This is a genomic window from Paracoccus fontiphilus (genome assembly GCF_017356265.1).
GTDB classification, from domain to species: domain Bacteria; phylum Pseudomonadota; class Alphaproteobacteria; order Rhodobacterales; family Rhodobacteraceae; genus Paracoccus; species Paracoccus fontiphilus.
Window position 1 is genome coordinate 13,875 of record NZ_JAFNAW010000007.1, and the last position, 26,857, is coordinate 40,731.

Below are 26,857 nucleotides of genomic sequence, written 5' to 3' on the forward strand. Positions count from 1 at the left end.
CATGGTCCAGCCTGCACTGGACTGCAATCGATTGCAAACACTTTCTTGCACCCTTGTGCGCAGGGGCCTAGTGTCAGCGGATGGAACGAACCTCGGGACGGGCAAGACTGGCGGATGTGGCGCGGCTGGCGGGTGTGTCGGCCTCGACGGTCAGCCGTGTCCTGTCCCATCCCGATGTCGTCGCGGCCTCGACCCGCGAGGCCGTGATGGAGGCGGTCGCCTCGACCGGGTATCGCATCAACCATGCCGCCCGCAATCTGCGCAAGCAGCGCACCGGGGTGGTCGTGGCCCTTGTCCCGAACCTCGCCAATCCCTTCTTCGCCAAGATCCTGGACGGCATGGGCCGGAAACTGGCGCAGGCGGGCTATGACCTGCTGGTGTCCGACACGCTTGACGCGCAGGGGCGCCACCGCATGTTGCCGCGCTTCCTGGACCCCTCGCGGGCGGACGGGATCATCCTGCTGGACGGCATGGTGCCCCGGCGCCCCCTGATGGACCATGACGACATCCCCCCCGTCGTCACGGCCTGCGAATGGATCGAGGGCGCGGACCTGCCGCGCGTCATGCTGGACAACCGCGAGGGGGGGCGGCTGGCGGTGGCCCATCTGCGCGACCTGGGCCATGTCCGGATCGGCGTGATCGGCGGGCCGTCCGACAACGTCCTGCACAGGCACCGGCTGGAAGGGGCCCAAAGCGTCGCGGGCGACTTGATCCTGTTCCAGGGCGACTTCACCCTGCAGGCCGGGCAGCGCGCCGCGGCAGAGTTCCTGGCCATGCCCCCGGCGTCACGGCCCACGGCCGTCTTCGCCTTTTCGGACGAGATGGCCTGCGCCTTCCTTGCCAGCCTGCGCCGCGCCGGGGTCGAGGCGCCGCGCGACATTTCCCTGATCGGCTTCGACGACATCGAGCTTGCGTCGCACCTGAACCCCGCGCTGACCACGATCCGCCAGCCGAAGCGCGACTTGGGCCGGAACGCGGCGCGGGTGATCCTGGACCGGATCGAGGGGCGGCCGGTCGCAGCGCGAACCATGCTGGAGCCGCGCCTGATGGTGCGCGAGACCACCGGCCCGGTTGCCTAGGACAGGCAAAGCCGTTGTCCGGTCCGGCGCCTGTCAATCCCGGAACGGGTTGACGATGCGCAGCCGGTTCTCGACCAGCATTCCGTGCTGCATGTCCTCGGAATAAAGGCGCTCGCAGCCGTTGATCAGGGCGGCCGAGACGATCATCGCGTCATAAACGGAAAACTGGTACTTCTCGCCAAGCGCGCGGCCAAGGTCGTGCACGCCCGCGGTCAGGTCGGCCACCTCGCACAAGGCGCGGATGCCGCCAAGGAACTCGCCCGCCTCTTGCCAGGACAGGCCGGCCTTCCTGATGCAGTTGACCAGGGACTCGTTCAGGACCTGGACGCTGATCAATCCGCCCGAGGCCAGCAGGCTGGCTGCCCGGTCCGCCTTGGGGCCATCGTCCAGAAGGTAGAGAACGACATTGGTGTCGAAGAAGTCAGCGGGCATTCGCCTCGTCTCGGCTCAGCCGCCGTGCGGCGGGAAGCCTGCCGCGAAAGCGGCGCAGTTCGGCCAGGATCTCATCGGCCGAGGGGCTGCGGCGGATAGCAAGATTGCCGCCGACCCGTTCCAGTTCGATTCTGTCGCCTTCCTTCAGGCCCATGTCGCGCACCAGTTCGGCAGGAATGCGGACGGCAAGCGAGTTTCCCCATTTCGCGACCTGCATGGCGTCATCCTCCACGATGGATATCCTGTCGATGAATGTATATCATCGCGGCGGGCGCTTCAAGCGCGGCCAGGGCCCCGCGAACGGGCCGCCGTGACGACGTTCAAGGCGGCCGTATTCGCCCGGCAGGAAAATTTGCCAGATGGCGCCGCAATTTAGCGGCGTTGACCGGATGGTCAAAGAATGTCACCCTTCCGTCATCTGGATGTTGTGTTCGCGTCACCTTGGCCCTTTAGGCCCGGCGCGAACCGCAACTCCACAAGGGGAGGATATCATGAATCGACTTTCCGCAGCGTCCGCCGTGGCGCTGATCGCGTCGCTGTCGGCGGCACAGGCGCAGACCGAAATCCAGTGGTGGCACGCCATGGGCGGCGAGCTGGGCGCCAAGCTGGAGGAGATCACCAAGGGCTTCAACGATGCCCAGGACGAATACACGGTCGTGCCGTCCTACAAGGGCACTTATCCCGAGACCATGACCGCCGCCATCGCCGCCTTCCGCGCGCAGCAGCAGCCCGCCATCGTGCAGGTCTTCGAGGTCGGCACCGGCACCATGATGGCCGCCAAGGGCGCCATCGTCCCCGTCCACCAGTTGATGGGGGAACAGGGCGCCAGCTTCGACCCGGCCTCCTACCTGCCGGCCGTGGTCGGCTATTACACCGACACCGAGGGCAACATGCTGTCGTTGCCCTTCAACAGCTCGACCCCGATCGTCTACTACAACAAGACCATGTTCGAGAAGGCGGGGCTGGACCCGAACACGCCGCCCAAGACCTGGGCCGAGCTGGAGGAGTTCAGCGCGAAGATCAAGGAATCCGGCGCGGGCTCCTGCGGCTTCACCACCCAGTGGATCAGCTGGATCCAGACCGAGAACCTGTCGGCCTGGCACAATCAGCCCATCGGTACCGAACAGAACGGCTTCGGCGGCACGGCGGCGCGGTTGTCGCTGAACGGACCGGTGCAGGTCAAGCATTGGGAAAATCTCAAGCGCATGGCCGACGAGGGCGTCTTCAAGTATGGCGGCCCGGTCGGCGGCGACAATGCGGCACCGATGTTCTATTCGCAGGAATGCGCGATGTACATGGCAAGCTCCGCCAGCCGGGCGGGCGTGATCGCCAATGCCAAGGACTTCGAGGTCGGCTACGGGATGCTGCCCTTCTACGACGATGTCGAGGGGGCGCCGCAGAACTCGATCATCGGGGGCGCCTCGCTCTGGGTGCTGTCGGGGCGGCCTGACGAAGAATATGCGGGCGTCGCGAAGTTCTTCGAATACCTCTCCACGCCCGAGGTTCAGGCGGACTGGGCCTCCTTCTCGGGCTATCTGCCGATCACGCAGGCGGCGATGGACCAGATGGGCAGCTTCTATTCGGAAAACCCCGGTGCCGACACCGGCATCAAGCAGATAACGCTGAACGAGCCGACGGAAAATTCCAAAGGCCTGCGCTTCGGCAACTATGTCCAGATCCGCGGCATCATCGACGAGGAGTTCGAGCAGTTGCTGTCGGGCTCCAAGGATGCCCAGGGCGCGCTGGATTCCGTGGTCGAGCGCGGCAACGCGCTGCTGGAAGAATTCCAGGCCCAGAACCAGTGATCCCCTTGCATGGGGCCGCGCATCGTCGCGGCCCCATGCCCCTTTGACAAGGCAAGGCGATGAAGCGCACGATTTTCCGAAACCAGTTGCTGCCCTGGCTGTTGCTGGCGCCACAACTGGCCATCACCTTCATCTTCTTCCTGTGGCCCGCCGCCCAGGCCATCCGGCAAAGCTTCCTGCGCCAGGACGCCTTTGGCATCAGCACGCAATTCGTGGGCCTGTCGAACTTCAAGGCGCTGTGGAACAGCCCGGAATACCTGAACTCGTTGCAGGTCACGGCGGTCTTTGCGGTGCTGGTGACGGTGCTGTCGATGGGCTTTTCGCTGCTGCTGGCCGTGGCGGTGGACCGCACGATCCGATCCTCCAGCCTTTATACCACGCTGCTGGTCTGGCCCTATGCGGTGGCCCCGGCGGTCGCGGGCATCCTGTGGTGGTTCATCTTCAATCCCACCATCGGCATCATGCCCTATGTGCTTGACGTGGTGGGCTATGACTGGAACCACATCAGTTCCAAGACCGACGCGCTGGCGCTGGTGGTGATCGCATCCGCTTGGAAGCAGATCAGCTACAACTTCCTGTTCTTCGTGGCGGGCCTGCAATCCATCCCCGCCAGCTTGCGCGAGGCCGCCGCCATCGACGGCGCGGGCCCCGTGCGCCGCTTCTTCGACATCACCCTGCCGCTGCTGTCGCCCACGACCTTCTTCCTGCTGGTCGTGAACATCGTCTATGCCATGTTCGACACCTTCGCCGTGATCGACGCCACGACCGAGGGCGGCCCCGCGCAGGCCACCAACATCCTTGTCTACAAGGTCTATTTCGACGGCTTCGTGGGCCAGAACATGGGATCGTCGGCCGCGCAGTCGGTGGTGCTGATGGGCATCGTCATCCTGCTGACGGTGATCCAGTTCCGCTATGTCGAGAAGAAGGTGGCCTACTGATGATCGAGAACCGCCCCGGCCTGAACCTTCTGGCGCATCTGACCCTGATGCTTGGCGTGGCCATCGTGGCGCTGCCCGTCTGGGTGGCCCTTGTCGCGTCCACCCACACCGCGACCGACTTCATGTCGGGCACCATTCCCATCTGGCCCGGCCCGCATCTGGTGGAAAACTATGCCCGGATGCTGGACGCGGGCGTCAGCACCAGCGGCACGCCCCCGGTCGGCACGATGATGCTGAACAGCCTGGTCATGGCGCTGCTGATCGCCTGCGGCAAGATCGCCATCTCGATCACCTCGGCCTTTGCCATCGTCTATTTCCGCTTTCCGCTGCGCAACCTGGCTTTCTGGTGCATCTTCATCACCATGATGCTGCCGGTCGAGGTCCGCATCGTGCCGACCTTCCAGGTGGTGGCGGACCTGGGCCTGCTGAACAGCTATGCCGGGCTGTCGATCCCGCTAATCGCGTCGGCCACCGCGACCTTCCTGTTCCGGCAGGTCTTCCTGACCATCCCGGACGAACTGACCGAGGCCGCGCGCATCGACGGCGCGGGTCCCCTGAAGTTCTTTCGCGACATCCTGCTGCCCTTGTCGCGCACCAACATCGCGGCGCTGTTCGTGATCCTGTTCATCTATGGCTGGAACCAGTACCTGTGGCCGCTGCTGATCACGACCAGCAGCGACTATTACACCATTGTCGCGGGCATCAAGCGGATGGCCGACGCGGTGGACGGCCTGCCGCAATGGCATCTGGTCATGGCGACCGCGATGCTGGCGATGCTGCCGCCGGTCGCCGTTGTGATCGGCATGCAGCGCCTGTTCGTCAAAGGTCTTGTCGAGACGGAGAAGTAAGAAGAATGGCATCCATCACCCTCGACAATGTCGGCAAGGTCTATCCCGGCGGCACGCGCGCCGTGGGCGGCGTCAGCATCGACATCGCGGATGGCGAGTTCATCGTGTTGGTCGGCCCGTCCGGCTGCGGCAAGTCCACGCTGCTGCGCATGATCGCCGGGCTTGAATCCATCAGCGAAGGCACCGTGCGCATCGGCGACCGCGCCGTCAACGACATCGAGCCCGCCGACCGCGACATCGCCATGGTGTTCCAGAACTATGCGCTTTACCCGCATATGTCGGTGCGCCAGAACCTCGCCTATGGGCTGAAGAACCGCCGCACCCCCAAGGCCGAAATCGACCGCCGCGTGGCTGAGGCCGCCGAGATCCTGCAGATCGGCCCGTTCCTGGACCGCAAGCCTCGCGCCCTGTCCGGCGGGCAGCGCCAGCGCGTCGCCATGGGCCGCGCCATCGTGCGCGAACCGGCGGCCTTCCTGTTCGACGAACCCTTGTCGAACCTGGACGCCAAGCTGCGCGTGACCATGCGGCTGGAGATCAAGGAACTGCAGCGCCGCCTGCGCACGACTTCGATCTATGTGACGCATGACCAGCTCGAGGCGATGACGCTGGCCGACCGGCTGGTGGTGCTGAACGGCGGCAGGATCGAACAGATCGGCACCCCGCTCGAGGTTTATCGCAAGCCCGCCTCCACCTTTGTCGCGGGCTTCATCGGCAGCCCGGCCATGAACCTGATTCCGGCCCGCGCCGTTCCGCAGCTGCCGGGATCGGCCCATGCCGGCATCATCGGCATCCGCCCCGAGGATCTGACCATCGCACCCGACGGTCCGATCGCCATGGATGTCCTTGCGGTCGAGGAACTGGGCGCCCAGCGTCTGGTGCATGGCCAGACCGGAGGAGAACGGCTGACCGTCACGATGCCGTCCGACGCCCCGCTGTCCGACAGCCTGAGGCTGGCCTTCCGTCCGGGATCGCTGCACCTGTTCCAGGCCGAGGGCGGGCGCCGCATCGAATAAGGGGCCAGGTCCACCGTCAGGCCGACATGGACGCGGAAATCTTGTCCCAACCCCGCGTCACATCGACGAGTCCTCTTGCACGATGTGCAGAAGGGCGATACCGTCATGGTTGCAAAGAGATTTGCACTTACCCCAGAGGACCCTGTGCGCCACGACACGCACAGGGTCTTTTTCGTCGCGGGTGCCGCTATGACACCAGGCGCCTGCGGCGGCGGGTCGCAACGCCCTTGGCGATGGCCGCCGCGATGTCGGCGCAGGCGGTGATGCCCTGGACGAACGGGCGGTCGTGCATCAGATAGGGGATCGAACCGATGGACACGCCCCTGAACTCGGGCGGGCCGATGAGGCTGTAGTCCTCGGCGACGTCGGGGATGTCGTGGCCCGACCGCAGCAGGGCCTCGCGCAGGGTTGGGAAGGGCAGGTCCTCCGCGCCAAGCGGCTTCTGGCCGCGCGCGTCGATGAAGACGTCGAAGACATGGGCCTGGCCATCGACCTCGATCGTCGTGCCCGCGTCCTGCCGGGTCAGCGTGTAATCCTCGCCCAGGGGCAGAACGGACAGAAGCCCGGCGTCCCTCAGCGCCAGAAGGCGGCGGATGGATTCCGACGGGACGGCGGCGTAGTTGTCCACGAAGACCTTCTTCAATCCCGCATCGAAGCGCTGCCGGTCCGGTTCGGACAGGGCTGCGACGATGTCCTCGGCCCTTTCGTGCATCCGCAGCAGGGCATAGCGCCAGGGAACGGTGATCCGCCCGGCCTTGTTGCGCTCGACTTCCTCCAGGTTCTGTTTGGCCCAGCGGAACGGGTCGGCCGCCTTGCGGTCGGCGAAGTAGGCAGGGGCAAAGGTGTCGGCGTTCAGCCCCCCGAGCCCGATCCGCAGGCAGAAGGCCGGGTCGGCCTGCATCAGCTCGGCGCGCAGCAGGTCGAACAGGGCATCCAGCGGACGGCTTTTCGCGGCACAGGCGGCAACCGCCGACTCGGTCATCACGGCCAGCGGCTCGTAGGGGATGGGGCAGTAGAAATCAGCTTCCGGCAGGACGCCGGACCGGGACATGAGGGTGATGTGCAAGCCCGCGCCATCCGCGTCGAAGCGCAGGTCGTCGCCCCTGCGGCGGAACCGGCCATGCTGGACGGCGACGGCCATGGCCGCGTCGATGGAACTGAGCGACGTTCCCATGATGCCCACCGGCACCGCGCCAATCCGGGCTTCGATCAGGCCGGACCAAGGGCTGGGAAAATAGCTGCCGTCGGCGTCGCCGTTGTCGGGAAAGTCGTGGCCCGTCGCAAGGATCACCCTGCCGAACGGTCCCGCATCTTGCCCGGTCGCGGTCAGCACCCGCAATCCGTCGTCCCCCGGCACGATGTCGAGGACTTCGGTGCTTTCCCGGACGTCGATCCGGTGGCCCGTATTTCGGGCGGTCTTCACCAGCAGCAGAAGCTGGTCGCGGAAATACTCTCCCAGCAGCAGGCGGGGGGTGAACAGCCGTTCGTCCAGGTCGTCGGGATCGAGGCCATAGGCGGCGACCCGATCGGCGGGCTGTGCCTCCAGCCAGTCCAGATAGGGGATCACGACCGGCGGGATCTCGATGCTGGCGATGTTGGCCAGCATCGACTTGCTGGCGGTGTCGGGGGAATAGGGCATGCCGTAGCCCGCCTTCTCGCCCTTCTCGAACAGCGTCACGGCCAAGGGTTCGCCGATTTCCAGAAGTTGCTGCAGGGAATAGATTCCGGTCGGGCCGGTGCCCACGATGGCGATGCGCTTGGTCATGATCGTCCAGAAAGGTTGCCGCTGTGAACGCCGGCCCGAAAGGCGCAGTTCCGGCGGCAAACCTTTATGAAGCACCCTGCCTCACGGGCGCCCGTCCGTTCCCGCCGTCCCTGCTTGCGCCAGGAAGAACCGCGCCATCTCGGCACTGGCGTCGGGTCCCAGAGGATCGGCATAAGATCCGCCGGGCCTGCCGCCCGACCAGGCATGGCCCAGCCCGTCGATCACCCAATGCTCCAGGACAAGGCGGCCGTCCCCGGTGGTGGTCGTTTCCTGCTGGAAGCGGCGGCTGCCGGCCTTGCCGCTTCTGCGGTCAAGCAGCGTCTGCACGGGTCCGGCGGCCAGGACATCGGCGGCGATGCGCTCGCCGTTGACGGGGTGCACGGTCTTGTCCGCGCTTCCGTGGAAGATGATGGTCGGGGTCGGCGCGGGGTTCGGGCTGGCGGCCGACCGAGGGCCTGCCTGCGGAGCGCCGGTCCCGTTCATGGCGGCAAAGGCGCCGGGCACGTCCCGCGCGCTCCCGAAGGGCAGGCCGGAATGGACGCCGACGGCGGCAAAGATGTCGGGATGGGTCTGGCCCAGGATCACCGCCATCGCGGCCCCGGCCGACAGGCCCGCTACGAAGATCCGGTTGCGGGGCACCGCATGGGCATCGGCCAGATTGCGGGCCATCTGCGCCAGGATCTCGGGTTCGCCGCGCCCGCGTCGCTGATCGCCGGGATTGAACCAGTTCCAGCAGGACTGTGCATTCTCGCCCCGCGCCTGCTGGGGATAGACGACCAGCAGCCCATGCGCCTCGGCCAGGTCGTTCATGCCGGTGCCGCGCGCGAAATCCGCGTGCGTCTGGGTGCAGCCGTGCAGCATCATGATCATGCCCTTCAAACCCTGCCCGGCCGAGGCCGGCACATAGAGCATGTAGTCCCGGCTTCCCGCCGCGCAGGAAAATCGGTCTGCGGCAAAGCTTGCCCCGGCGGGCACCTTGGGCGCTTCGGCAGATCCCTGCGCGGAAAAGGGCATCTGCAAGCCGTCCGTGGCGGGCCCCGCCAGCCCATGCCTGGCCAGGGTCCGCTGCACAAGGTCATGGGCGCCGTCGCGGTGCAGGCCCGCCATCGCGCGGCGCAATGCCTCCATGGTGAAGTCTTTCATCGGTCGGGTCCTTCCCATGGTTCAGGCGATACGGTCCGCCAAGGCCTTCTTGACCTCGGCGCTGGCTTGCAGGGCGCCCAGGACCGAGATCGACCCGATCGTGTCGCGCGCGAGGTCGGGCGTCACGTCGGACGCGATGCGCGCCAGGCCCACGACCCTGACATGCAGGAGCTCGCCCGCGTCGCGCAGGGCCTCAAGCTCGGCCCGGCTGAAGTCGCGCAGGCCCATGTCCATCGTGTGGCGCTCGACCGTCCGGGCCACGATGTCACGGTGGCTGTCCAGCTGGCCGCGGATGGCCGAGCGGATGAAGTCGCTGCGGTTCGAATAGAAACCCTCCTGCACCAGCAGGTCGATGCGCCCGAGATCGACGTAACCCAGGTTGATGGTGATCTTCTCGGTCTCCGGGGTTTTTTCCCGCAGCATCCGTATCTCTGCCATGGCGATGTTCCTATACCATCCACATGGATGGTATATGGATGGTGATCGTCATCTTGCAAGGTCTTCTGTCATCAAATGCCCGCAATCGGTGCCACGCTTCCCAAGTGCCGCCCGCCAGCGAGCAGAAAGGGGACGCGCCGTCTGCACCGGCGCTGCCCGACGATGGCGCGTCAGCCAGTCTCCGACATGCTGTCCCCGGCTGCACTGCGGCGGACGCGCCCGCTGCGGGCGTTCAGGTGATCCGGCGCAGACGAGGGATGTCCTTCACGTGCAGAAGATGGACGCCTGTCCGCCGTGCCAAGGCCCTGGCGCTTTCCGTGTAATAGCCCGTGGTGATCACCACGGCGGTGTCCACGCGGTGAAAGGCCCGCCCGGAAAAAGCCTCTTGCACGGCCTTGTTGCCGACCGCGCCGTCATAGCGCTTGCACTGGATTCCGATCTTCTTGCCGTCGCGCCTGGCGATGATGTCGATGCCCTGGTCGCCCGAGCCCGAGGTCACGTCGGCCCGCCAGCCATGCAGTTCCAGCCGGTCCGCGACCCACCGCTCGAATTCGTGGCCGTCCTTGGGACAGGGGGCGGAACGGCGGGGCGTGGAAGGGCGTAGCGCCACTCTCTTCGGGCGGCTCGGGCGGCGCTTGCTTCCGGATCGGCGCGCCCTCTTGCCGCGCAGCAGGCGGGCGGGCAGCAGCAGGGCCGCCAGGATGATGCCGGCAAAGGCGGGCCTGTGGTCCTGGCCGCCGTCCATCGCATCCCCCGCGAAGGTCGCCATGATGAAGCCGCCGATCACGACCAGCGTGGCGGACAGGACCGCGTATCTGAACAGGTAGAAGGCGGACGAGATCAGACGGCGCATAGGGCTTCAAGGAAACGGCGTGACATGCCCAGGGCGAACGCCGCCCGGGCGCATACCTTAAGGGAAGAACGAACGGTAAACAATGACGCGGCGGCATAACAAATGCGCCAGCGCCAAGGGGCCGCTTGTCAGGGATGAAGAAGGGGCAGAGGTCTCTGCCCTGACAGGACCGCAGCGGCCCGTCGCGCCACTCGGCAGGTCCGCGCCGCGCATCCGGGGCAGCCACGGTCGCGGCTGCCCCGTGGCGGGTCAGAGGGGGCGCGCTGCGGGCGCGTTGCGCGTCGCCATGTATTGCCGGGCCGTCACCGCCGCCAGGATGACGAAACCCAGCGCGGTCGAGACCGGCTCGGGCGCGATCATCATCAGGGCCGCAATGGGCAGCGCGATCCGCTCGATCAGCCACAGCGGGCCCATCAGCCAGTTGGTGATGGCCGCCGACAGCGCCACGATGCCCAGCACCGACCCGGTAAAGGCCAGCAGGAAGTCGGGCAGAGTGAAGGCCTGCGTCACGATCAGCAGCGAGGGCGAGAACACGAACACGAAGGGCACCAGCGCCTTGCCCATCGACAGCCGGAACGCCGTGTTCCCCGCCTTGAAGCCGTTGGCCCCCGCGATCCCCGCCCCCGCATAGGCGGCAAGCGCCACGGGCGGGGTCACGTCCGCCAGCACGCCGAAGTAGAAGACGAAGAAATGCGCCACCAGCGGTTCCACGTTCATCATGCCCAGCACCGGCGCGGCCACGGCCACCATGATGATGTAGTTGGCGGTGGTGGGCACGCCGCAGCCCATCAGGATGCAGACAACGGCGGTCATCACCAGGGTGAACAGCAGGGTCAGCGTCTCGATGCTGAACAGCTCGAACGGCAGGAAGCCCAGGAAGGCGTGGAAGCTGCCGGCGGCGTTGGCCGCGACCGAGGTCACCATGAAGGCGATCTTGAAGCCCACGCCCGTCAGCGTGACGATGCCGATCACCACGCCGACAAGGGCGGCCGCCGCCGTCACCGACAGCGACTGTCGGGCACCCGACACGAAGCCCTCGAAGATTCCGGCGGCGGTTTCCCGGATGCCGCCCGTGACGCCGGACGCCATGATGCGCTGGATCAGATAGACGGCCATGCAGGCGGTGATCGCCCAGAAGGCCGACAGGAAGGGCGTGCGGCCCGACATCAGCATCCAGACCAGCAGGATCAGGGGTGCGACCGACAGCCAGCCTTCGCGCAGCACCTTGCCGGCCTTGGGCAACTCCTCCTTGGTCAGGCCGCGGATGCCCAGGCGCTTGGCCTCCAGGTGGACCTGAACCAGCACGCCGAAGAAATGCATGAAGGCGGGCACGATGGCGGCGATCAGGATCGTGCGCAGGGGGATGCCCAGGTATTCCACCATCAGGAAGGCCACCGCGCCCATGACCGGCGGCGTGATCTGGCCGCCGGTGGAGGATGCGGCCTCGACCGCGGCGGCGAAGTGGCGCTTGAAGCCGATCTTGATCATCGCCGGGATGGTCAGCGCGCCCGTGGTCACGGTGTTGGCGATGGACGATCCCGAGATCGTGCCCAGCATGGCCGACGACACGACCGAGACCTTGGCAGGCCCGCCCGAGAAGCGCCCGGTCAGCGCCGTCGCCAGGTCGATGAACAACTGACCCAGCCCGATCTTCTGCGCCATCACCCCGAACAGGACGAAGTGGAACACATAGGTCGCGATCACCCCCAGCGCGGTGCCGTAGATCCCCTGCGAGGTCAGGTAAAGGTGGTTGATGATGGTGTTCCAGTCGGCGCCCGGATGGACAAGGATGCCCGGCATCGACTGGCCCCAATAGGCATAGGCGATGAACAGCGCCGCGATCACCGGCAGGGGCCAGCCCATCGACCGGCGGACGGCCTCCATCAGGGTCAGCAGCAGGATCGTGCCCATGGCGATGTCCAGCGCCAAGGGGTTGCCGACGCGGAAGGCCAACTGGTCATAGATCCAGGGCACGTAGAAGGCGCTGACCGCCCCGGCGATGGCCAAGGCCCAGTCCACGACCGGGATGCCCAGGATGACAAGGCCGGTCGTCTTGTGGCGGCCGCTGTCGAAGGCCGCGAAGGACAGGAAGATCACGAACAGCGACACGCCCATGTGCAGCCCGCGATGGGTCGTGGCGCGCGGGATGCCGAAGCCCGCGGTGTAGAAGTGATAGGCCGACAACAGGAACAGGACGACCCCGGTCAGGATCGCGACCGGCCGCAGAACCGTTCGGAAGCGGGCCTCGGGGTCGTATTCCTCCTCGATCGCGCGAAGTTCGGCGTCGGACAGTTGGCGTGCGGTTTCGTTCATGCGTCATTCCTGCATATTCGGGAAACGGAAAAAGGACGCGGACCCCTGGCCCGCGTCCTTCGAACCGGATCGGACCCGCGCTTACTGAAGCTTGCCCGCTTCCTTGTAGAACCGCTCGGCGCCCGGATGGAACGGAATGCCCGCGCCGGTGGTCGCGCTGTCCAGCGTGATCTGCTTGCCCTTGGCGTGGCCCGCCGCGAACAGCTTCTGCGTGTTCTCGTTATACAGCGCCTTGGTTATGCCGTAGATCAGCTCCTCGGGCTGATCGGCCGAGGTGACAAGCTGCGCGCCGACCGAGATGGTGGGAACGTCGGCTTCCTGCCCGTCATAGGTGCCGGCGGGAAAGTTGTCGGTGGCGAAGAAGTCGTAGGTTTCCAGCAGCTTTTCGACCTCGGGGCCGGCGATGGGAACCAGCTTCACGTCATGCTGGCTGGCCAGTTCGGCGATCGCGCCCGCGGGAAAGCCGCCGACGAAGAAGAAGGCGTCCATCGCCCCGTCGCGCATTCGGTCGGCCGCCTGGTCGGGCTTGAGGTATTCCGCCGTCACGTCGGCTTCCGACAGGCCATAGGCCTCCAGGATGATCTTGGCATCGACCAGCGTGCCCGAGCCGGGCTCGTCCAGCGACACGCGCTTGCCCTTCAGGTCGGCGACGGATTCGATCCCGGCATCGGCGCGCGTGACCAGGTGGATGCTTTCGGGGTAAAGGTTGGCGATCAGCCGCAGCTTCTCGACCGCGGGCTGGCCTTCCCACAGGCCGGTGCCGGTCTGCGCCCAGTAGGCCACGTCCGACTGGCTGAAGCCCGCCTCCATCGCGCCGCCGTTGATGGCGTTGACGTTGCCGACCGAACCGTTCGATGCCACGGCGGTCGCCACAAGCCCCGGCACCCCGCAGGACCCGCCGTCCTCGCAGGCGCGAGAGCCCGGCGGGTTCGAGATCGCGTTCGCGATCAGCCCGCCGATCGGGTAGTAGGTACCCGCCGTCCCGCCGGTGCCGATGCGGAAGAACGACATCTCTTGCGCCGAGGCCAGACCGCCGATCCCGGCAGCAACAACAAACGCGGCGACAAAGCCGTTGAGCTTCATGATATTATCCCTGCTGTCAATTTCCCGAGGTCACGTTAACGCGATGACGGGGCAGGGGACAACCGCCATGGCAAGGCGACCCTGCGTCAAGGGCGGACGGGTCTTCCTGTTTCCCGGTGGCGGTCCGGAACCCTGCCCATCACGGCGCCGTGACCCCGATCCTGCGGAACGCAAGGCGCGCCTGCCCGTTGTGCTGCGCTGACCATGGGGTGGACGATGTCCGACGATCCGAAAATCGACGCTGTTCCGATTGTCGAGGAAACCGTTTCGCTGACCACCAGAAAGGTCGCCAGCGGCCGGGTCAGGATCGCGACCCGCACTGAGGAGATCGACCATGTCCTGCCGGCCGAGCTTTCGAGCGTCGAGGTGGACGTGGTCCGGGTTCCGGTCGACCGCAAGATCGACTCGGTCCCCGACGTCGTGACCGAAGGCGGCCTGACCATCATCCCCGTGGTCGAGGAGCGGCTTGTCGTCACGCGCGAACTGTATCTCCGAGAGGAGATCCACGTCCGCCGCATCGAACGCACGGAAGCCGTCGAAGTCGAGGCGACGACCCGTCGCCAAACTGCCCAGGTCGAGCGGCTTCCCGCCAGCCCGGCCACCTTCCCAAACAAGGACGATCAAGATGACCTATGACAACGAAGTCGGCACTCTGGGAACAACGTCGGTTTCCGCCATGTTCGACAGCCAGGCCGAGGCGCAGGGCGCGGTGGACCGACTGGTCGCGGCCGGCATTCCGACCGCGCGCATCCGGCAGGTCGCGGGCAGTTCCGACACCACCACCGCGGTCTCGACCGAAGACCGCGACAAGGGCTTCTGGGACAGCCTCAGCGACTTCTTCTTCCCCGACGAGGATCGCTATACCTACGCCGAAGGTCTGTCGCGCGGGGGCTATCTCGTGACCGTCACCGGCCTGACCGGGGCCGAATACGACACCGCCCTGGACATCCTGGACGACGAGGGCAGCGTCAACCTTGACGAGCGTGCCGAAAGCTGGCGCTCGGAAGGCTGGGGCGGCTACGAGGCCAGTTCCTATGCCTCGGGGGCGACGGCCTCGACCTATGGATCGAGGGCGGGCCTGGGCGGCACCGGAACCGGCTATGCCGAAGGCGACAGCCTGCGCGGCGCGGACAGCCTGCGCGACGAGGAAACCATTCCGGTGGTCGAGGAACGCCTGCACATCGGCAAGCGCGAGACCGGCCACGGCCGCGTCCGCGTCCGCGCCTACACGGTCGAGGAGCCGGTGAACGAAAGCATCGACCTGCGCGAGGAGCGCGTCGAGATCGAGCGCCGTCCGGTGGACCGCGCCGCGACCGGTGCCGATGCCGCCTTCCAGGACCGCACCCTTGAAGCCGAGGAATACCGCGAGGAAGCGGTTGTCCAGAAGGAAGCCCGCGTGGTCGAGGAGATCGGCCTGCGCAAGACCAGCGAAACGCATCGCGAAACGGTGTCCGACACCGTGCGGCGCACCGAGGTCGAGGTCGAGCAGGACCGCGACGATCTGGACCGCAGCAAGCTTTGACCGTCGCCTGACGGCACCGGAAAGGCCCTGCCGATGCAGGGCCTTTTTCTTTTCAACCCAAATACATCTGGTGGATTGATAATCCTGTTTCCAGCGTTCCGGATCGCCGGGGCTGCCTGTCGGCCTGATCGCAAGGCAGGCCCCGCAAGGCTGCGGACCGGGTCAGACCGCCGGGTGGTGGTAAAGCGGGTTGGACCGATCCAGATGCGCCTGCATCGCCCGGACCGCGCTATCCGCGTCGCGGGCGGCGATCAGGTCCACGATCTCGTCATGTTCCTGCAGCGTGACCTTTTCGTTGCCCGACCAATGCAGCAGGCCGCCATGGTATTCGAACAGCCACCGCAGCATGGCCTGGCTGGACGCCATCAGGATCGGGTTGGCCGAGATCTGCGCGATCCGCGTGTGAAAGGCCATGTCAGCAGTCACGAAGGCCTCGGCATCGCCGATGCGGGCGCGCTGTTCGCCCACCAGTTCCCGCAGGTCGCGCACGTCCTGGGCGATGGCCTTTTCCGCTGCCACCCGGACAAGGCCGCATTCGAACATGCGGCGCGCCTGCTTCAGATGCTCCAGCTGCTCGGGCTCGGAGGACAGCAGCATCCGCGCCACGTCATCGACGCGGGCCAGGACGCTGTTTGCCGACAGTTCGTTGACGCGGCTGCGCTCGCCATGGCTGATGGTGATCAGGCCCATGGTGTGCATGTGCTGCAACGCCTCGCGCACGGCGGGGCGGCCGACACCGAACCGCTCCATCAGGTCGCGTTCCGAGGGCACCGCCGCGCCGGGGGGCAGCTCTCCGCTGGCCATCATGTCGCGCAGGCGGTCGAAGACCTGATCGGACAGCTTGCGGCGGGTGATCCGGTCGGGACTGGCATGGGGGTCGTGTTTCATGGCGTGGTCCCTGGCTGCGGTCTGTCGTCAGGACTTAGGCGAAGGCGGGCGGCTTTGCCAGCCGAAGGGATCGGGTCCGTCCGGCGTCAGATTGGCGGTGAGGGTGGCATCGTCGAAGGCCAGTTCCGCCCGCCCCTCGGCCACCGTCGCGCCGCGCACCGGCTGACCCGCCTGCGCCGCCAGGGCCTGCACCACTGCGGCTACCGAGCGCAGGTTGCCATCGTCCCGGACCAGCCCGCGCGGGCCGTAAAGCGCGGCAGGCGTCCAGACCGTCACGCCCGCCGGCGCAATGCTGGCCGCCAGCCCCAGGGTCCAGGCCGCGGCGAAGGCGCCGTCCTGCCGGGGATCGTTGTCGGCCATGCAGACCCGGTCGCGGTCCGGGTTCGGGATCGTGCGGCTGCCATAGGGGTTCTGGCGCATGGCGATGGTGGACGGCCCCAGCCGATAGTCCCGCTTGCCGATGATCCCGCGGGCCGAGGCGAGGATATGCGGCACGGCCTCCAGCGTTTCCATTACCGACAGGTCATCAGCGGCATGGACGATGGGGCAAAGGCCGTGGGTGACATAATCCCAGGCACCAGCGGGGGGACGCTTGCGGTTCAGTTCGGGGAAGAAGCTCGCCATGCCCCCGCCCAGGGTCACGCCGGGGAAGGCCTTGCGGGCGGCGGCGTGGATCGCCTCCAGGGGCGGGCAGGGGGGCCAGTCCGATCCCGGCGGCGTCGATTGGCGGTCCACCGAGGGGCAGGTCATGATGGATGCGGGGCGGAAGCCCGACGCTTCCAGATCGGCGGCATAGCCCGCGAATTCCGCGTCCAGGTCGCTGTCGGGCAGGCAGGCGGCGATCAGTTCCAGGTCATGGGCCAGATCGGGCAGGGCGGCGTGCAGCGCCGCGAAGTCGCGCAATTCCGCCAACCCGTTCCCGGCGGCGATGTCCAGATGGCACAGCACCCGCTGCGCGCCGATCCGGCGCAGGTCGTCGGGATTAGCCGTGGCGCGGCGGGCGTCAGTTGCGGTCAGGACAAGCGCGGTTTGGGGGAAGGTCGCGTCGGGAACCTGCGCGCGGATCGGCGCGACCGGCTTGGCAGCCGGGGCAGGGGTCCAGAAGATCCGCACCGCCTGCCGCAGTTCCGCGCCGTCGCGGATCGCATGAGGCCAAGGCAGCGCCAGCGGGCGGTTATAGGTCTTGAAGGACGCATCGCCCCATTGGCGCTGGTCCTCCATCTCGAAGACATCGCCCTCCAGCCGGCATTCGACGCGCAGCCCGCCAGCCTGGTGGGTCAGCGAGGCGATGTTCTTGAAGGGCTGCCAAGGTTCGATCAGGGCGGGGAAGTGCGCCTCCTCAATGCTGCCGTCGGGATGGCCGACGCGGACGGGCGCACCGGCCACGCCTTCAATGGGATGCAGCACGGTGAAGCCCGCGCGGTTGGTTTCCACGGTGCCATGGGCCACCGCCACGACCTCGGCCGTCAGGCTGTCGGGCGTCAGGGTCAGCGTGACCTGCGCATCGAGGCTGCCCCCGCCCATGTCATAGCGGGCCGCATAGGCGACATGCCCGCCCTTCATCGACAGTTCCGTGATGACGGGATCGACCGTTCCCCAATCCCGGTCGCGGACCAGGAAGGACACGGCGCGGATCGCCTCCACGCCGCCCACGCGCAGGTGGCGCAACTGCCCGGCCTCCAGCGTCACCTGCGCGTCGCCCGCCCGCAGCACCTCGCCCCGGCGCGGCGGCTTGTCGGTGCCGTAGAGCCGGGTCAGGTCCATTCCGGCGCCCGCATGTCGATGCGCGAGCGGTCGGCGGCGGAGCGATAAGCCGCCTCGACCAGGGCCAGCGTTTTTAGGTTGTCGTGGCCCGATGTTTCGGGCTGTGTGTCGCTGCGCAGGCAGTCCACGAAGTGTTGCTGGATGATCTGCACGCTTTCCTGGATGTTGTGCCAAGGCCGTTCCGCCCAGGGCAGGACCGGCGGGGCCACGTCGCGGGCCTCCTCTCCATCCGTCTGGATTACCAGCCGGTATCCCGCGTCCAGCCGCAGCGTGCCGCTGTCGCCGTCAATCTCCAGCAGCGTTTCCGGGAAGGTCTCGGGCTGGCGCTTGGTCGCATAGGAACAATCGACCACGCTGGTCACGCCGCTTCCATGCTCCAGCAGCACCGTCGCCACGTCCTCTCCCCGGATCGCCGGGTTGATCCGCCGCGTGGTGGCCGACAGCGTCGCCACGTCGCCGAACAGGGCGCGGGCCACGTCGAGGATATGGATGCCCAGATCCTGGATGATGAAGCGCGGATCGGTGGCCAGATAGGGCTGGCCCGAGAACACGTCGTATCCCGACCGGAAGCTGACGCGGCCGAAGAAGGGCGTGCCGATGGCGCCACCCCGCACCGCCTCGATGGCCGCGCGAACCGCCGATTGCCAGCGGAAGTTCTCATGCACCATCAGGGTCCTGCCTGCCGCATCGACGGCAGCGACCATGGCGCGGGCATCCTCCATCGTCTCGGCAAAGGGCTTCTGGCAGATGACGTGGACGCCCGATTGCGCCGCCAGTTCCACCAGCGAACGGTGGGATGCAACGGTGGTGGCGATGTCCACGAAGTCCAGCGTTTCCGCGGCCAGCATTTCGGCGGCATCGGCATAGGGGCGGGCATCAAATCGGGCCGCCGTGTCCTCGCGTCGCGCCGGATCGCGGTCGCAGACGGCGACGATCTCGACCCCGTCGATCCCGGCCCAGCCGTGCATCTGGTTCTGCGCGAAGAACCCGCAGCCGATCAAGGCACCCTTCATCCTACTTCCCCGCTTCGGCCTGCAAGGCGACCCGCGCCTGCAATTTCTGTTGCGCCTGATCGACCACCACGGCGGCGATGATGACAAGCCCCTTGATGACCGTCTGCCAGAAGGACGACACGCCCATCATCACCAGCCCGTCCGACAACACGCCGATCACGAAGGCCCCGACGATGGTGCCGCCGATCCGCCCGCGTCCGCCCGACATCGACGTGCCGCCGAGGACGGCTGCGGCAATCGCGTTCAGCTCGAACGCCTGGCCCGTCGCGGGATGCGCGGCGACAAGCTGCGACGAGATGATCAGCCCCACAAGCGCCGCGCAAAGCCCGCTGAACATATAGACAAAGAACTTGATACGGTTGACCTTGACCCCCGACAGCGCCGCGCCCCGTTCGTTTCCGCCGACGGCATAGATATACCGCCCCAGCGGCGTGCGGCGCGCGATATAGGCCGCAATCAGCGCCACCACGATCAGCATCCAGATCGAGATCGGCAGGCCCAGCACGTTCCCCGCTCCGATCAGGCGGAACGTATCGGATCCGTATTCGGGATTGCCGTTCAAGTTCGGGAAGGTCCGCCCGTCGGAAAACAGCATTGCCGCGCCCCGGCAGACATACAGCGTGCCCAGCGTGGCGATGAAGGGCGCGACGTTCAGTTTCGTGATCAGGAAGGCGTTGACCCCCCCGATCAGCACGCCCACGACCATCACGATCAGGCAGATCTCGACCGTGTTGAACTGGATCGACCAGCCAAGGCCCAGGTCGATGCCGTACAGCACCAGCCAGCCCGCGACCATGCCGCAGAGGCCCACGATGGACCCGACCGACAGGTCGATCCCGCCCGAGATGATCACGAAGGTCATGCCGATCGCGAGGAAGGCGTTCAGCGCCACGTGCTTCGACATGATGACCATGTTCGCCGTGGACAGGAAGTTCGGCGCGGCAAAGGCGAAGAAGGCGAAGACCAGAATCAGCGCGATGAAGGTCCGCGCCTTCAGAAGCACCAGCAGCAGGTTCGCGGACCCGGCCTGCGGGGCGGAGTGGGTGGCGGCATGGGTCATGCGACGGGTTCCTTGACGGGGGTGGGGGCGTGGCCCTTGGCCGAGGCATTGATGACAAGCGTTTCCGTGGCGTCCTTGCGGTCGAATTCGCCCGTGACACGGCCGTTCGACATGACGACGATGCGGTCGGACAGCGCCATCAACTCCTCCATGTCCGAGGTGACGAAGACGATGCCAAGCCCCTCGGCGGCCAGCTTGCGCATGGTGCGGAAGACCTCGGCCTTGGCGCCGATGTCGATGCCGCGCGAGGGTTCGTCCATCAGCAGGACCTTGGGTCTCGTCATCAGCGCCTTGCCGATCACGACCTTCTGCTGGTTGCCGCCCGACAGGCTGGAAACCGGGTTTTCCATCGACGCGATCTTGACGGTCAGGCGTTTGACGAAGTCGCGCACCGTGCCGCGTTCCGCGCCCAGGTTCATGTGGAAGCCGGTGGTGAACGCGCCCAGCGACGACAGCGTCATGTTCTCGCGGATCGACAGGATCTGCACCAGGCCGTCGTTCTTGCGGTCCTCGGGGATCAGGGCGATGCCCGACCGGATGCGGCCCGCGACAGTCTTGGTGCGCAACTGCTTGCCGTCCACGAAGATGCGCCCGCCCGCATGGGGGTGGCGGCCGATCACGCATTCCAGGAACTCGCTGCGGCCCGCGCCCATCAAGCCATAGACGCCCAGGATCTCGCCCGCGCGCAGCGACATGGAAACGTGATCGACGGCCAGGCCGCCGCCCGCGCGGGGCAGGGTCACGTCCTCGGCCCGGAAGACCTCGGGGCCGTAGGGGTGGTCGATGTCCTTGGCGAAGTCTCTGGACGCCTCGCCGATCATGGCGCGAACGATCCAGTCCACGTCCACGCCCTCCATCGACCGCGCGCCGGTGATCGCGCCATCGCGCAGCACGGTGATGTAGTCGCCGATGCGGATCAACTCCTCGAGCCGGTGCGAGATATAGACGATGCCAACCCCCTGCTTCTTCAGGTCGGCAATGACGCGGAACAGGATCTCGACCTCGGCGGCGGACAGCGCCGACGTGGGTTCGTCCAAGATCAGGATCCGCGCGTCCTGCGCCAGGCTTTTCGCGATCTCGACGATCTGCTGCTGGCCGACACGCAGGTCGCCGACCATCGTGTCGGGGTCGATATCGTGTTCCAGCCGCCGCATCAGCCCGCGCGTGGCCTCGCGCTGCGCGGCGGTGTCGATGTCGATGCGGCCGCGCGTGATCTCGCGGTTGATGAAGATGTTTTCCGCGACCGTCATGTTCGGGAACAGGTTCAGTTCCTGGAACACGATGCCGATGCCGTGGCGGCGCGCGTCGTCGGTGCCGTTCAGATGCACCGGCTTGCCGTCCATCAGGATCTGGCCTTCGGTCAGTTGCTCGACCCCGGCGATGACCTTCATCATCGTGGACTTGCCCGCGCCGTTTTCGCCCACCAGCACGTTGACCGCGCCCATGCGCAGGTCGAAGTCCACGCCCTTCAACGCGCGGGTGCCGGGATAGACCTTGGTGCCGCCCCGGATCTGAAGGCCGATGGGGTGCGTCATGGCTGGACGTCCAGAACGGTCGGGACGACCAGGATCGGATCGGTGGCGCTGCGCAGGGTGGTCGCGCCCTCGAAGCGGACGGTCTTGCCGGTCAGGTCGCCCTCGGGCAGCGTGATCGCGGCGTGCGTCCGGTCGTTCAGCGCGCGGGCAAGTTTTGCGAATTCGATCTGATCGCGATAGTCGGTGAAGACGATGAAGTCTGCCGAGTCGCGCAGCGCGGTGCCCTTGATGACCGGGCCAAGCTGGATCGTCACGTCGGCCTGCCCGTCGCCGGTCGCGTCCAGCGTCAGGGTGGCCGCTCGGGATTCGCGATTGGCCTCGATTACGGTGCCCTGGCCCTTGACCAGGAAGTTCCACGGGCTGCCCTCGGCTTGCGGGCGGATGCCGTGGGCCTTGCCCGCCGCCTCATACCCGCCGTGCAGGGCGCTTGTCAGCACGGGCAGGTCGATGGCCTTCCCGCTGACATAGGGGACCAGTTGGCTGTCATAGACCTCGGCAGCCTTTGCAGCCATGCGGTCTTCGTCGGTCTGGGACGCCGCATTCTCGCTGCCGGGTTCGGGATTGGGGACGATCTTGCAGGCGCCAAGCGCCACGGCCAGCGACAGGCCAAGGATCGCGGTCATCGCGCGCATCAGCGGGACTCCGAGGGGGAGGGGAAAGCGGCCCGGCTTGGGTGCCGGGCCGATGGGATCACTCCGCCAGGGCGAAGGTTTCCAGCTTGTCGGCGTTCTCGGCATTGATCAGGATGCAGTCCATAAGCTGCTTCTCATCCACGCCGGTGGAGCCGTTCTTCAGATAGGCGTCCGCCTGTTCCACGGCCAGTTGCGCCTGGCGATAGGCCGGTTGCAGCACGGTGGCCTTGATGCCGCCCGCCTTGATGGAATCGCGCACGTCGTTCGACCCGTCGAAGCCCACCACGATCACGTCCGTCCGGCCTGCCGCCTCAAGCGCGGCCCAGGCACCCATGGCCATGGTGTCGTTGCCCGAGATCACGCCCTTGATGTCCGGGTTGGCCTGCAGGATCGTCTCCATCACCGTATAGGCCTCGGTCTGGGACCAGTTGGCGGTCTGCTGGGCCACCATCTCCATATCGGGATACTGATCGATGATGTCGTGATAGCCGGACGACCGGATGCCTGCGTTGGTGTCGGCCTCGCGGCCCAGCAGTTCGGCATATTTGCCGGTCTCGCCCATCAGCTTGACGAACTCTTCGGCCCCAAGCTGCGCGCCCTGATAGTTGTTGGACACGATCTGGCTGACGGCGATGCCGGATTCCTTGATCTCGCGGTCAATCAGGAAGGACGGGATGCCCGCGTCCTTGGCAGCCTGCACCGCGGCCACGGTGGCGTCGGCCCCCGCGTTGTCCAGGATGATCGCCTTCACGCCCTGGCCGATGGCAGTGTTGAACAGTTCAAGCTGCTTGTTCGGGTCATCGTCATGGACCATGACCACGGTGTCGTAGCCCAGTTCCTTGGCGCGCGCCTCGGCGCCCACGGCCTCGGCCTTGAAGAAGGGGTTGTCGTGGCTGGGGGTGATGATCGCGATGGTGCCCTCGGCCGCAGCGAAGGACGGGGTGGCAACGGTCATGGCAAGGCCAAGGGCCGAGATCATCAGCCGGCGGGTCAGTTTCATGTTTTCCTCCCTTTGGGGTCAGCCGGTTTTGCGCCGGTTCCTCTCTGACCGTTTCAAGCTGCGGGGGAATCGTCATCCTGTCAACAGGTATGACAAGATAACGATTGCCGGTTTGTCAGGTGATGCGTTCGATGCTGGCCGCGACCTCGTCCCATTCCAGCACCTTCTTCCAGTCGTCGCGCATCAGCATGGGGATGCCGAACTCGATCGCCTTGTTGCACGCGTCCGAGAACTGGCCCTGCCGTTCCTCGAAGATCACCGCGCCCAGGATGTTCATGTGCCCCAGCAGGAAGTCGCGGGCGCATTCCTTGCTGACGCCGCTGCGGGCCACGACCTCGTCCATGGCCTCGCGCATCACCATCAGCAGCGAGGCGCAGACGGTTTCCGACAGGCCCGGTTCCAGCATGGCCATCTGCTTGACGGTGACTTCGTAGCTGCGGGTGACGGGGGCATAGATGGCGCGGGCGATGCGGTCGCCCAGTTCGTAATGCTCGCGCGGGCCTTGCATCAGGGCGTTGACCACGCCCTGCTTGGCCGCGACGCCGCCGAAATGGTCGGCGCGGCCTTCCGGCGTGTCCTCGTCGTTGAAGATCGGCGGGTGGCAGGGGTGGGTCACGAAATAGGTGATGTCGGCGCGTTCCGGCAGGTGGCCCGCGAAGGGGGCTGCGGCGTCCAGGATCACGATCATCGTGCCGGGCGCGACCTGTGGCACGACGGATGCGGCAACCTTCCGGATGACGGTGTCGGGGACGGCCAGGATCACCACCTCGGCGCCTTCCAGCGCGGTGGCGGCATCGACGGTGTCGAAGCCCAGTTCGGTCTTCAGCCGTTCGCGGCCTGCGTCGCTGACCTCGACATGGGCCACGTCGAAATCGGTCTTGGCCAGGTTCGTGGACAGGCGCACGCCCATCTTGCCACCCGCCCCGAACAGGGCAACCTTCGTCATCTCGCTCTCCTCCTCGCAAGGAATCGATCCTTGCCAAACTGGTATGATGAGATAATAAGAACGGAAAGCTGTCAAGGGAGGATGGCGATGTCCGACGCGCCTTGGGTGACATGGCTGGGTGACGATTTCACCGGATCGGCCGCGGTGATGGAGGTGCTGCAGTTCGCGGGCCTGCCCTCGGTCCTGTTCACCGACATTCCCCCGCCCGATCTGGCGGCGCGCTTTGCTGGGTGCCGGGGCATCGGCATAGCCACGACCGCGCGCAGCCACGATCCGGCCTGGATGGCGCGGAACCTGCCGCCTCTGCTGGACTGGCTGGATGGCCTGGGCGCGCCGATCCTGCATTACAAGATCTGCTCGACCTTCGACTCGGCGCCTGACAGCGGCTCCATCGGCGCGGCCATCGAGATCGGCTTGCGCACCCGTCCCGCCCGCGCCGTGCCGCTGCTGACGGCCGCGCCGCAGATGCGGCGGTACCAGGCCTTCGGGCACCTGTTCGCCGGCACGCTGGACGGAGTGTTCCGGCTGGACCGCCACCCGGTCATGTCGCGCCATCCTGTCACGCCCATGTCCGAGTCCGACCTGCTGCGGCATCTGGCGGCGCAGACGGACCTGCCCTCGGCGTTGATCGACCTTGAGGGCCTGGCCGATCCGCAGGCGGCGCTGCGGTCCGCCCTGGCGACGGGCGCGCGCATTCTGTCCATCGACAGCATGGACGCGGTCAGCGAAGCCGCGGCCGGGCGGCTGATCTGGGAAAACCGCGCAGACCTGGGCTTCGTGGCGGGCAGCCAGGGCGTCGAATATGCCCTGGTGCGGCACTGGCAGGACAGCGGCGCGATCCCGCGCGTCGATGCGCCGGGCGCGGCGGCGCGGGCCGGCCGGATCGCGGCGGTGTCGGGATCGGTCTCGCCCACCACCGCGCGGCAACTGGACTGGGCCGGGCGGAACGGATTCGCGCTGCTGCCCTTCGACGCGCGCGCCGTGACCGGCAGCGATGCCGACATGGCGGCCGAGGAACGGCGGCTGACCGGGGCCGCCATTGCCGCGGCAGCCGCGGGCCAAAGCCCGCTGGTCCATTCGGCTTCGGGCGAGGGGCCGCAGGTCGAGGCCTATCGCGCGGCCCTGGCCCGCGGCGGCATGGACCCGGCCACCGCCAACCGCCGCATCGGCGAGGCGCTTGGCCGCATCCTTGACGCCACGCTGCGCGAAACGGGAATCCGCCGTGCGGTGATCTCGGGCGGCGACACGTCAGGCCACGGGATGCGGCAGCTTGGGCTGTCCGCGCTTGTCGCGGTGGCGCCGACGATCCCCGGCGCCGCGCTGTGCCAGGCCTTCGGGAACGGACCCCATGACGGCCTGGAAATCGCCCTGAAGGGCGGTCAGATGGGGTCCGAGGATTACTTCGGCTGGGTCCGCGACGGCGGCGGCACAAGGAGAAAGCCATGACCGACCATATCCGCGTCACCTACCGCATCGAGACTCCGGGCAGCATCGAGGCGATGGCGCAGAAGATCGCCGCCGACCAGTCCACCGGCACCTTCACCGAACTGCCCGGAGAGACCGAGGCCCTGAAGGCCCGATACGCCGCGCGCGTCGAACGGATCGAGCCCCTGCCCGACGCAGACCGCCCCGGCTTTCCGTCTGACGCGCCCGGCCCTTTCCACCGCGCCGACGTGACGGTCGCCTGGCCGCTCGACGCCATCGGCACCGACATCGCCGCGCTGATGACGATCACCGTGGGCGGGGTCTACGCCGCGCGCGGGCTGACCGGCGTGCGCGTCATGGACTTCGATCTGCCGCCCGCCTTTGCCTGCCACCCGGGACCGCAATTCGGGATCGCCGGTTCCCGCCGCCTGATGGGCGTGCCGGAAGGCCCGATGATCGCGTCGATCATCAAGCCGTCCCTGGGCCTGTCGCCCGAGGATACGGCGCAGGTCGTCCAGACCCTGTGCGAGGCGGGGGTGGATTTCATCAAGGACGATGAAAAGCTGATGTCGCCCGGCTATTCGCCGCTGTCCGCGCGGGTCGATGCGATCATGCCGGTGATCCAGCGCCATGCCGACCGGACGGGCAAGAAGGTCATGTATGCCTTCGGCATTTCCTCGGCCGATCCTGACCGGATGATGCGCGACCATGACCATGTCGTGGCCCATGGCGGCAATGCGGCGGTGGTCAACATCAACTCGGTCGGGCATGGCGGCATGGCGTTCCTGCGCAAGCGGTCGGCCTTGTGCCTGCACGCGCACCGCAACGGCTGGGACATCCTGACCCGCCACCCGGCCTTGGGGATGGAGTTCCGCGCCTATCAGAAGATCTGGCGCCTGCTGGGCGTCGATCAGTTCCAGATCAACGGGATACAGGCGAAGTACTGGGAACCCGACGACAGTTTCGTCCGATCGTTCCATGATGTGATGACGCCGATCTTCTCGGATGCGGACCGGCCGCTGCCGGTGGTCTGTTCCGGTCAATGGGGCGGGCAGGCGGTCGAAACCTATCGACGCACGGGCCAGACGCTGGACCTGATGTATCTGGGCGGAGGCGGCATCCACGGTCATCCGGGCGGCCCGGCGGCAGGGGTGCGGGCGATCCGCCGGGCCTGGCAGGCTGCGGCCGACGGGGAAACGCTGCGTGACGCGGCCAGGGACAGCCCGGATCTGGCGGCATCGCTGGCGAAATGGGGTCGGGACGATGACCGCTGAGCACTGATAAAGATCAATGCAACCAATGTTGAAGCAGGGTCGTTGACGATTGCTTTAACTGCGGATGGACGCATATGCCCGGCTGGAT

Annotated in this window: 25 protein-coding genes; 9 read left to right on the forward strand and 16 right to left on the reverse strand. The window is 66.8% G+C overall.

Features of this window, described 5'->3' with window-relative positions:
• Positions 1-80: 80 nt before the first annotated feature.
• Positions 81-1,079, forward strand: coding sequence for a LacI family DNA-binding transcriptional regulator (locus J0F76_RS04220; RefSeq protein WP_207466073.1), 999 nt, complete (start codon positions 81-83; stop codon positions 1,077-1,079).
• Positions 1,080-1,112: 33 nt separating this feature from the next.
• On the opposite strand, the gene J0F76_RS04225 is transcribed toward J0F76_RS04220, so the two are convergent.
• Together J0F76_RS04225 and J0F76_RS04230 are read right to left on the reverse strand one after the other, a co-directional pair.
• Positions 1,113-1,511 (reverse strand): PIN domain-containing protein, encoded by a 399-nt coding sequence (locus tag J0F76_RS04225; protein ID WP_207466075.1) that lies wholly within the window; start codon positions 1,509-1,511, stop codon positions 1,113-1,115.
• Positions 1,501-1,728, reverse strand: a complete 228-nt coding sequence (locus J0F76_RS04230; RefSeq protein WP_207466244.1) for an AbrB/MazE/SpoVT family DNA-binding domain-containing protein — start codon at positions 1,726-1,728, stop codon at positions 1,501-1,503. The genes J0F76_RS04225 and J0F76_RS04230 overlap by 11 nt, the downstream gene beginning before the upstream one ends.
• A gap of 274 nt (positions 1,729-2,002) precedes the next feature.
• On the opposite strand from J0F76_RS04230, the gene ugpB reads away from it, so the two are divergent.
• Genes ugpB through J0F76_RS04250 form a run of 4 tightly spaced genes read left to right on the forward strand, consistent with a single transcriptional unit; the run spans position 2,003 to position 6,115 of the window.
• Positions 2,003-3,316, forward strand: a complete 1,314-nt coding sequence (ugpB, locus tag J0F76_RS04235) for a sn-glycerol-3-phosphate ABC transporter substrate-binding protein UgpB (protein ID WP_207466077.1) — start codon at positions 2,003-2,005, stop codon at positions 3,314-3,316.
• Between the two features lie 59 nt (positions 3,317-3,375).
• On the forward strand, positions 3,376-4,254 hold the full coding sequence (gene ugpA, locus J0F76_RS04240) for a sn-glycerol-3-phosphate ABC transporter permease UgpA (RefSeq protein ID WP_207466079.1): 879 nt from the start codon (positions 3,376-3,378) through the stop codon (positions 4,252-4,254).
• Entirely contained in the window at positions 4,254-5,102 is an 849-nt protein-coding gene (gene ugpE / locus J0F76_RS04245; protein WP_207466080.1) for a sn-glycerol-3-phosphate ABC transporter permease UgpE, read from the forward strand. Before ugpA ends, ugpE begins: the two co-directional genes overlap by 1 nt.
• A 5-nt stretch (positions 5,103-5,107) precedes the next feature.
• Positions 5,108-6,115: a sn-glycerol-3-phosphate import ATP-binding protein UgpC gene (locus J0F76_RS04250; protein WP_207466082.1), complete on the forward strand. Its 1,008-nt coding sequence runs from the start codon at positions 5,108-5,110 to the stop codon at positions 6,113-6,115.
• A 187-nt stretch (positions 6,116-6,302) separates the two neighbouring features.
• Here J0F76_RS04250 and J0F76_RS04255 read toward each other — a convergent pair whose 3' ends face one another.
• The 6 genes from J0F76_RS04255 to J0F76_RS04280 all read right to left on the reverse strand — a co-directional run bounded on the left by J0F76_RS04255 (position 6,303) and on the right by J0F76_RS04280 (position 13,710).
• The gene (locus tag J0F76_RS04255; protein ID WP_207466084.1) at positions 6,303-7,880 is read right to left on the reverse strand and encodes an FAD/NAD(P)-binding protein; all 1,578 of its coding nucleotides are present in this window, start codon (positions 7,878-7,880) and stop codon (positions 6,303-6,305) included.
• A gap of 81 nt (positions 7,881-7,961) precedes the next feature.
• Positions 7,962-9,023, reverse strand: a complete 1,062-nt coding sequence (locus J0F76_RS04260; RefSeq protein WP_207466086.1) for an extracellular catalytic domain type 1 short-chain-length polyhydroxyalkanoate depolymerase — start codon at positions 9,021-9,023, stop codon at positions 7,962-7,964.
• A 21-nt stretch (positions 9,024-9,044) separates the two neighbouring features.
• Positions 9,045-9,461 carry a CopG family transcriptional regulator gene (locus J0F76_RS04265; protein WP_207466088.1) on the reverse strand — a complete coding sequence of 139 codons (417 nt, stop codon included), beginning with the start codon at positions 9,459-9,461 and terminating at the stop codon, positions 9,045-9,047.
• Positions 9,462-9,693: 232 nt separating this feature from the next.
• Positions 9,694-10,314 (reverse strand): restriction endonuclease, encoded by a 621-nt coding sequence (locus tag J0F76_RS04270; protein ID WP_207466090.1) that lies wholly within the window; start codon positions 10,312-10,314, stop codon positions 9,694-9,696.
• A 249-nt stretch (positions 10,315-10,563) separates the two neighbouring features.
• Positions 10,564-12,627, reverse strand: coding sequence for a TRAP transporter permease (locus tag J0F76_RS04275; RefSeq protein ID WP_207466092.1), 2,064 nt, complete (start codon positions 12,625-12,627; stop codon positions 10,564-10,566).
• 81 nt (positions 12,628-12,708) lie between these two features.
• The gene (locus J0F76_RS04280) at positions 12,709-13,710 is read right to left on the reverse strand and encodes a TAXI family TRAP transporter solute-binding subunit (protein WP_207466095.1); all 1,002 of its coding nucleotides are present in this window, start codon (positions 13,708-13,710) and stop codon (positions 12,709-12,711) included.
• Between the two features lie 216 nt (positions 13,711-13,926).
• On the opposite strand from J0F76_RS04280, the gene J0F76_RS04285 reads away from it, so the two are divergent.
• Both J0F76_RS04285 and J0F76_RS04290 read left to right on the forward strand, forming a co-directional pair.
• A complete protein-coding gene (locus J0F76_RS04285; protein ID WP_207466097.1) occupies positions 13,927-14,346 on the forward strand; it encodes a DUF2382 domain-containing protein in 420 nt (139 codons plus the stop codon).
• Entirely contained in the window at positions 14,336-15,232 is an 897-nt protein-coding gene (locus J0F76_RS04290; RefSeq protein ID WP_207466100.1) for a YsnF/AvaK domain-containing protein, read from the forward strand. The genes J0F76_RS04285 and J0F76_RS04290 overlap by 11 nt, the downstream gene beginning before the upstream one ends.
• Positions 15,233-15,394: 162 nt before the next feature.
• Here J0F76_RS04290 and J0F76_RS04295 read toward each other — a convergent pair whose 3' ends face one another.
• The 8 genes from J0F76_RS04295 to J0F76_RS04330 form a co-directional block, all read right to left on the reverse strand.
• Entirely contained in the window at positions 15,395-16,120 is a 726-nt protein-coding gene (locus J0F76_RS04295; RefSeq protein WP_207466102.1) for a transcriptional regulator NanR, read from the reverse strand.
• Positions 16,121-16,147: 27 nt separating this feature from the next.
• The gene (locus J0F76_RS04300; RefSeq protein WP_207466105.1) at positions 16,148-17,884 is read right to left on the reverse strand and encodes a D-apionate lactonase family protein; all 1,737 of its coding nucleotides are present in this window, start codon (positions 17,882-17,884) and stop codon (positions 16,148-16,150) included.
• The gene (locus tag J0F76_RS04305; protein ID WP_207466107.1) at positions 17,875-18,897 is read right to left on the reverse strand and encodes a Gfo/Idh/MocA family protein; all 1,023 of its coding nucleotides are present in this window, start codon (positions 18,895-18,897) and stop codon (positions 17,875-17,877) included. The genes J0F76_RS04300 and J0F76_RS04305 overlap by 10 nt, the downstream gene beginning before the upstream one ends.
• A gap of 1 nt (position 18,898) precedes the next feature.
• A complete protein-coding gene (locus J0F76_RS04310; RefSeq protein ID WP_207466109.1) occupies positions 18,899-19,957 on the reverse strand; it encodes an ABC transporter permease in 1,059 nt (352 codons plus the stop codon).
• Positions 19,954-21,492: a sugar ABC transporter ATP-binding protein gene (locus tag J0F76_RS04315; protein WP_207466112.1), complete on the reverse strand. Its 1,539-nt coding sequence runs from the start codon at positions 21,490-21,492 to the stop codon at positions 19,954-19,956. Before J0F76_RS04315 ends, J0F76_RS04310 begins: the two co-directional genes overlap by 4 nt.
• Positions 21,489-22,115, reverse strand: coding sequence for a DUF2291 family protein (locus J0F76_RS04320; protein ID WP_242689979.1), 627 nt, complete (start codon positions 22,113-22,115; stop codon positions 21,489-21,491). The genes J0F76_RS04315 and J0F76_RS04320 overlap by 4 nt, the downstream gene beginning before the upstream one ends.
• A 67-nt stretch (positions 22,116-22,182) precedes the next feature.
• A complete protein-coding gene (locus J0F76_RS04325; protein WP_207466115.1) occupies positions 22,183-23,124 on the reverse strand; it encodes a D-ribose ABC transporter substrate-binding protein in 942 nt (313 codons plus the stop codon).
• Between the two features lie 115 nt (positions 23,125-23,239).
• Positions 23,240-24,070 (reverse strand): phosphogluconate dehydrogenase C-terminal domain-containing protein, encoded by an 831-nt coding sequence (locus J0F76_RS04330; RefSeq protein WP_207466117.1) that lies wholly within the window; start codon positions 24,068-24,070, stop codon positions 23,240-23,242.
• A gap of 87 nt (positions 24,071-24,157) precedes the next feature.
• Between J0F76_RS04330 and J0F76_RS04335 the strand changes: the two genes are divergently transcribed.
• Positions 24,158-25,516: a four-carbon acid sugar kinase family protein gene (locus J0F76_RS04335; protein ID WP_242689980.1), complete on the forward strand. Its 1,359-nt coding sequence runs from the start codon at positions 24,158-24,160 to the stop codon at positions 25,514-25,516.
• Positions 25,513-26,769 carry a 3-oxo-isoapionate-4-phosphate decarboxylase OiaX gene (gene oiaX, locus J0F76_RS04340; protein WP_207466121.1) on the forward strand — a complete coding sequence of 419 codons (1,257 nt, stop codon included), beginning with the start codon at positions 25,513-25,515 and terminating at the stop codon, positions 26,767-26,769. Before J0F76_RS04335 ends, oiaX begins: the two co-directional genes overlap by 4 nt.
• Positions 26,770-26,857 lie beyond the last annotated feature (88 nt).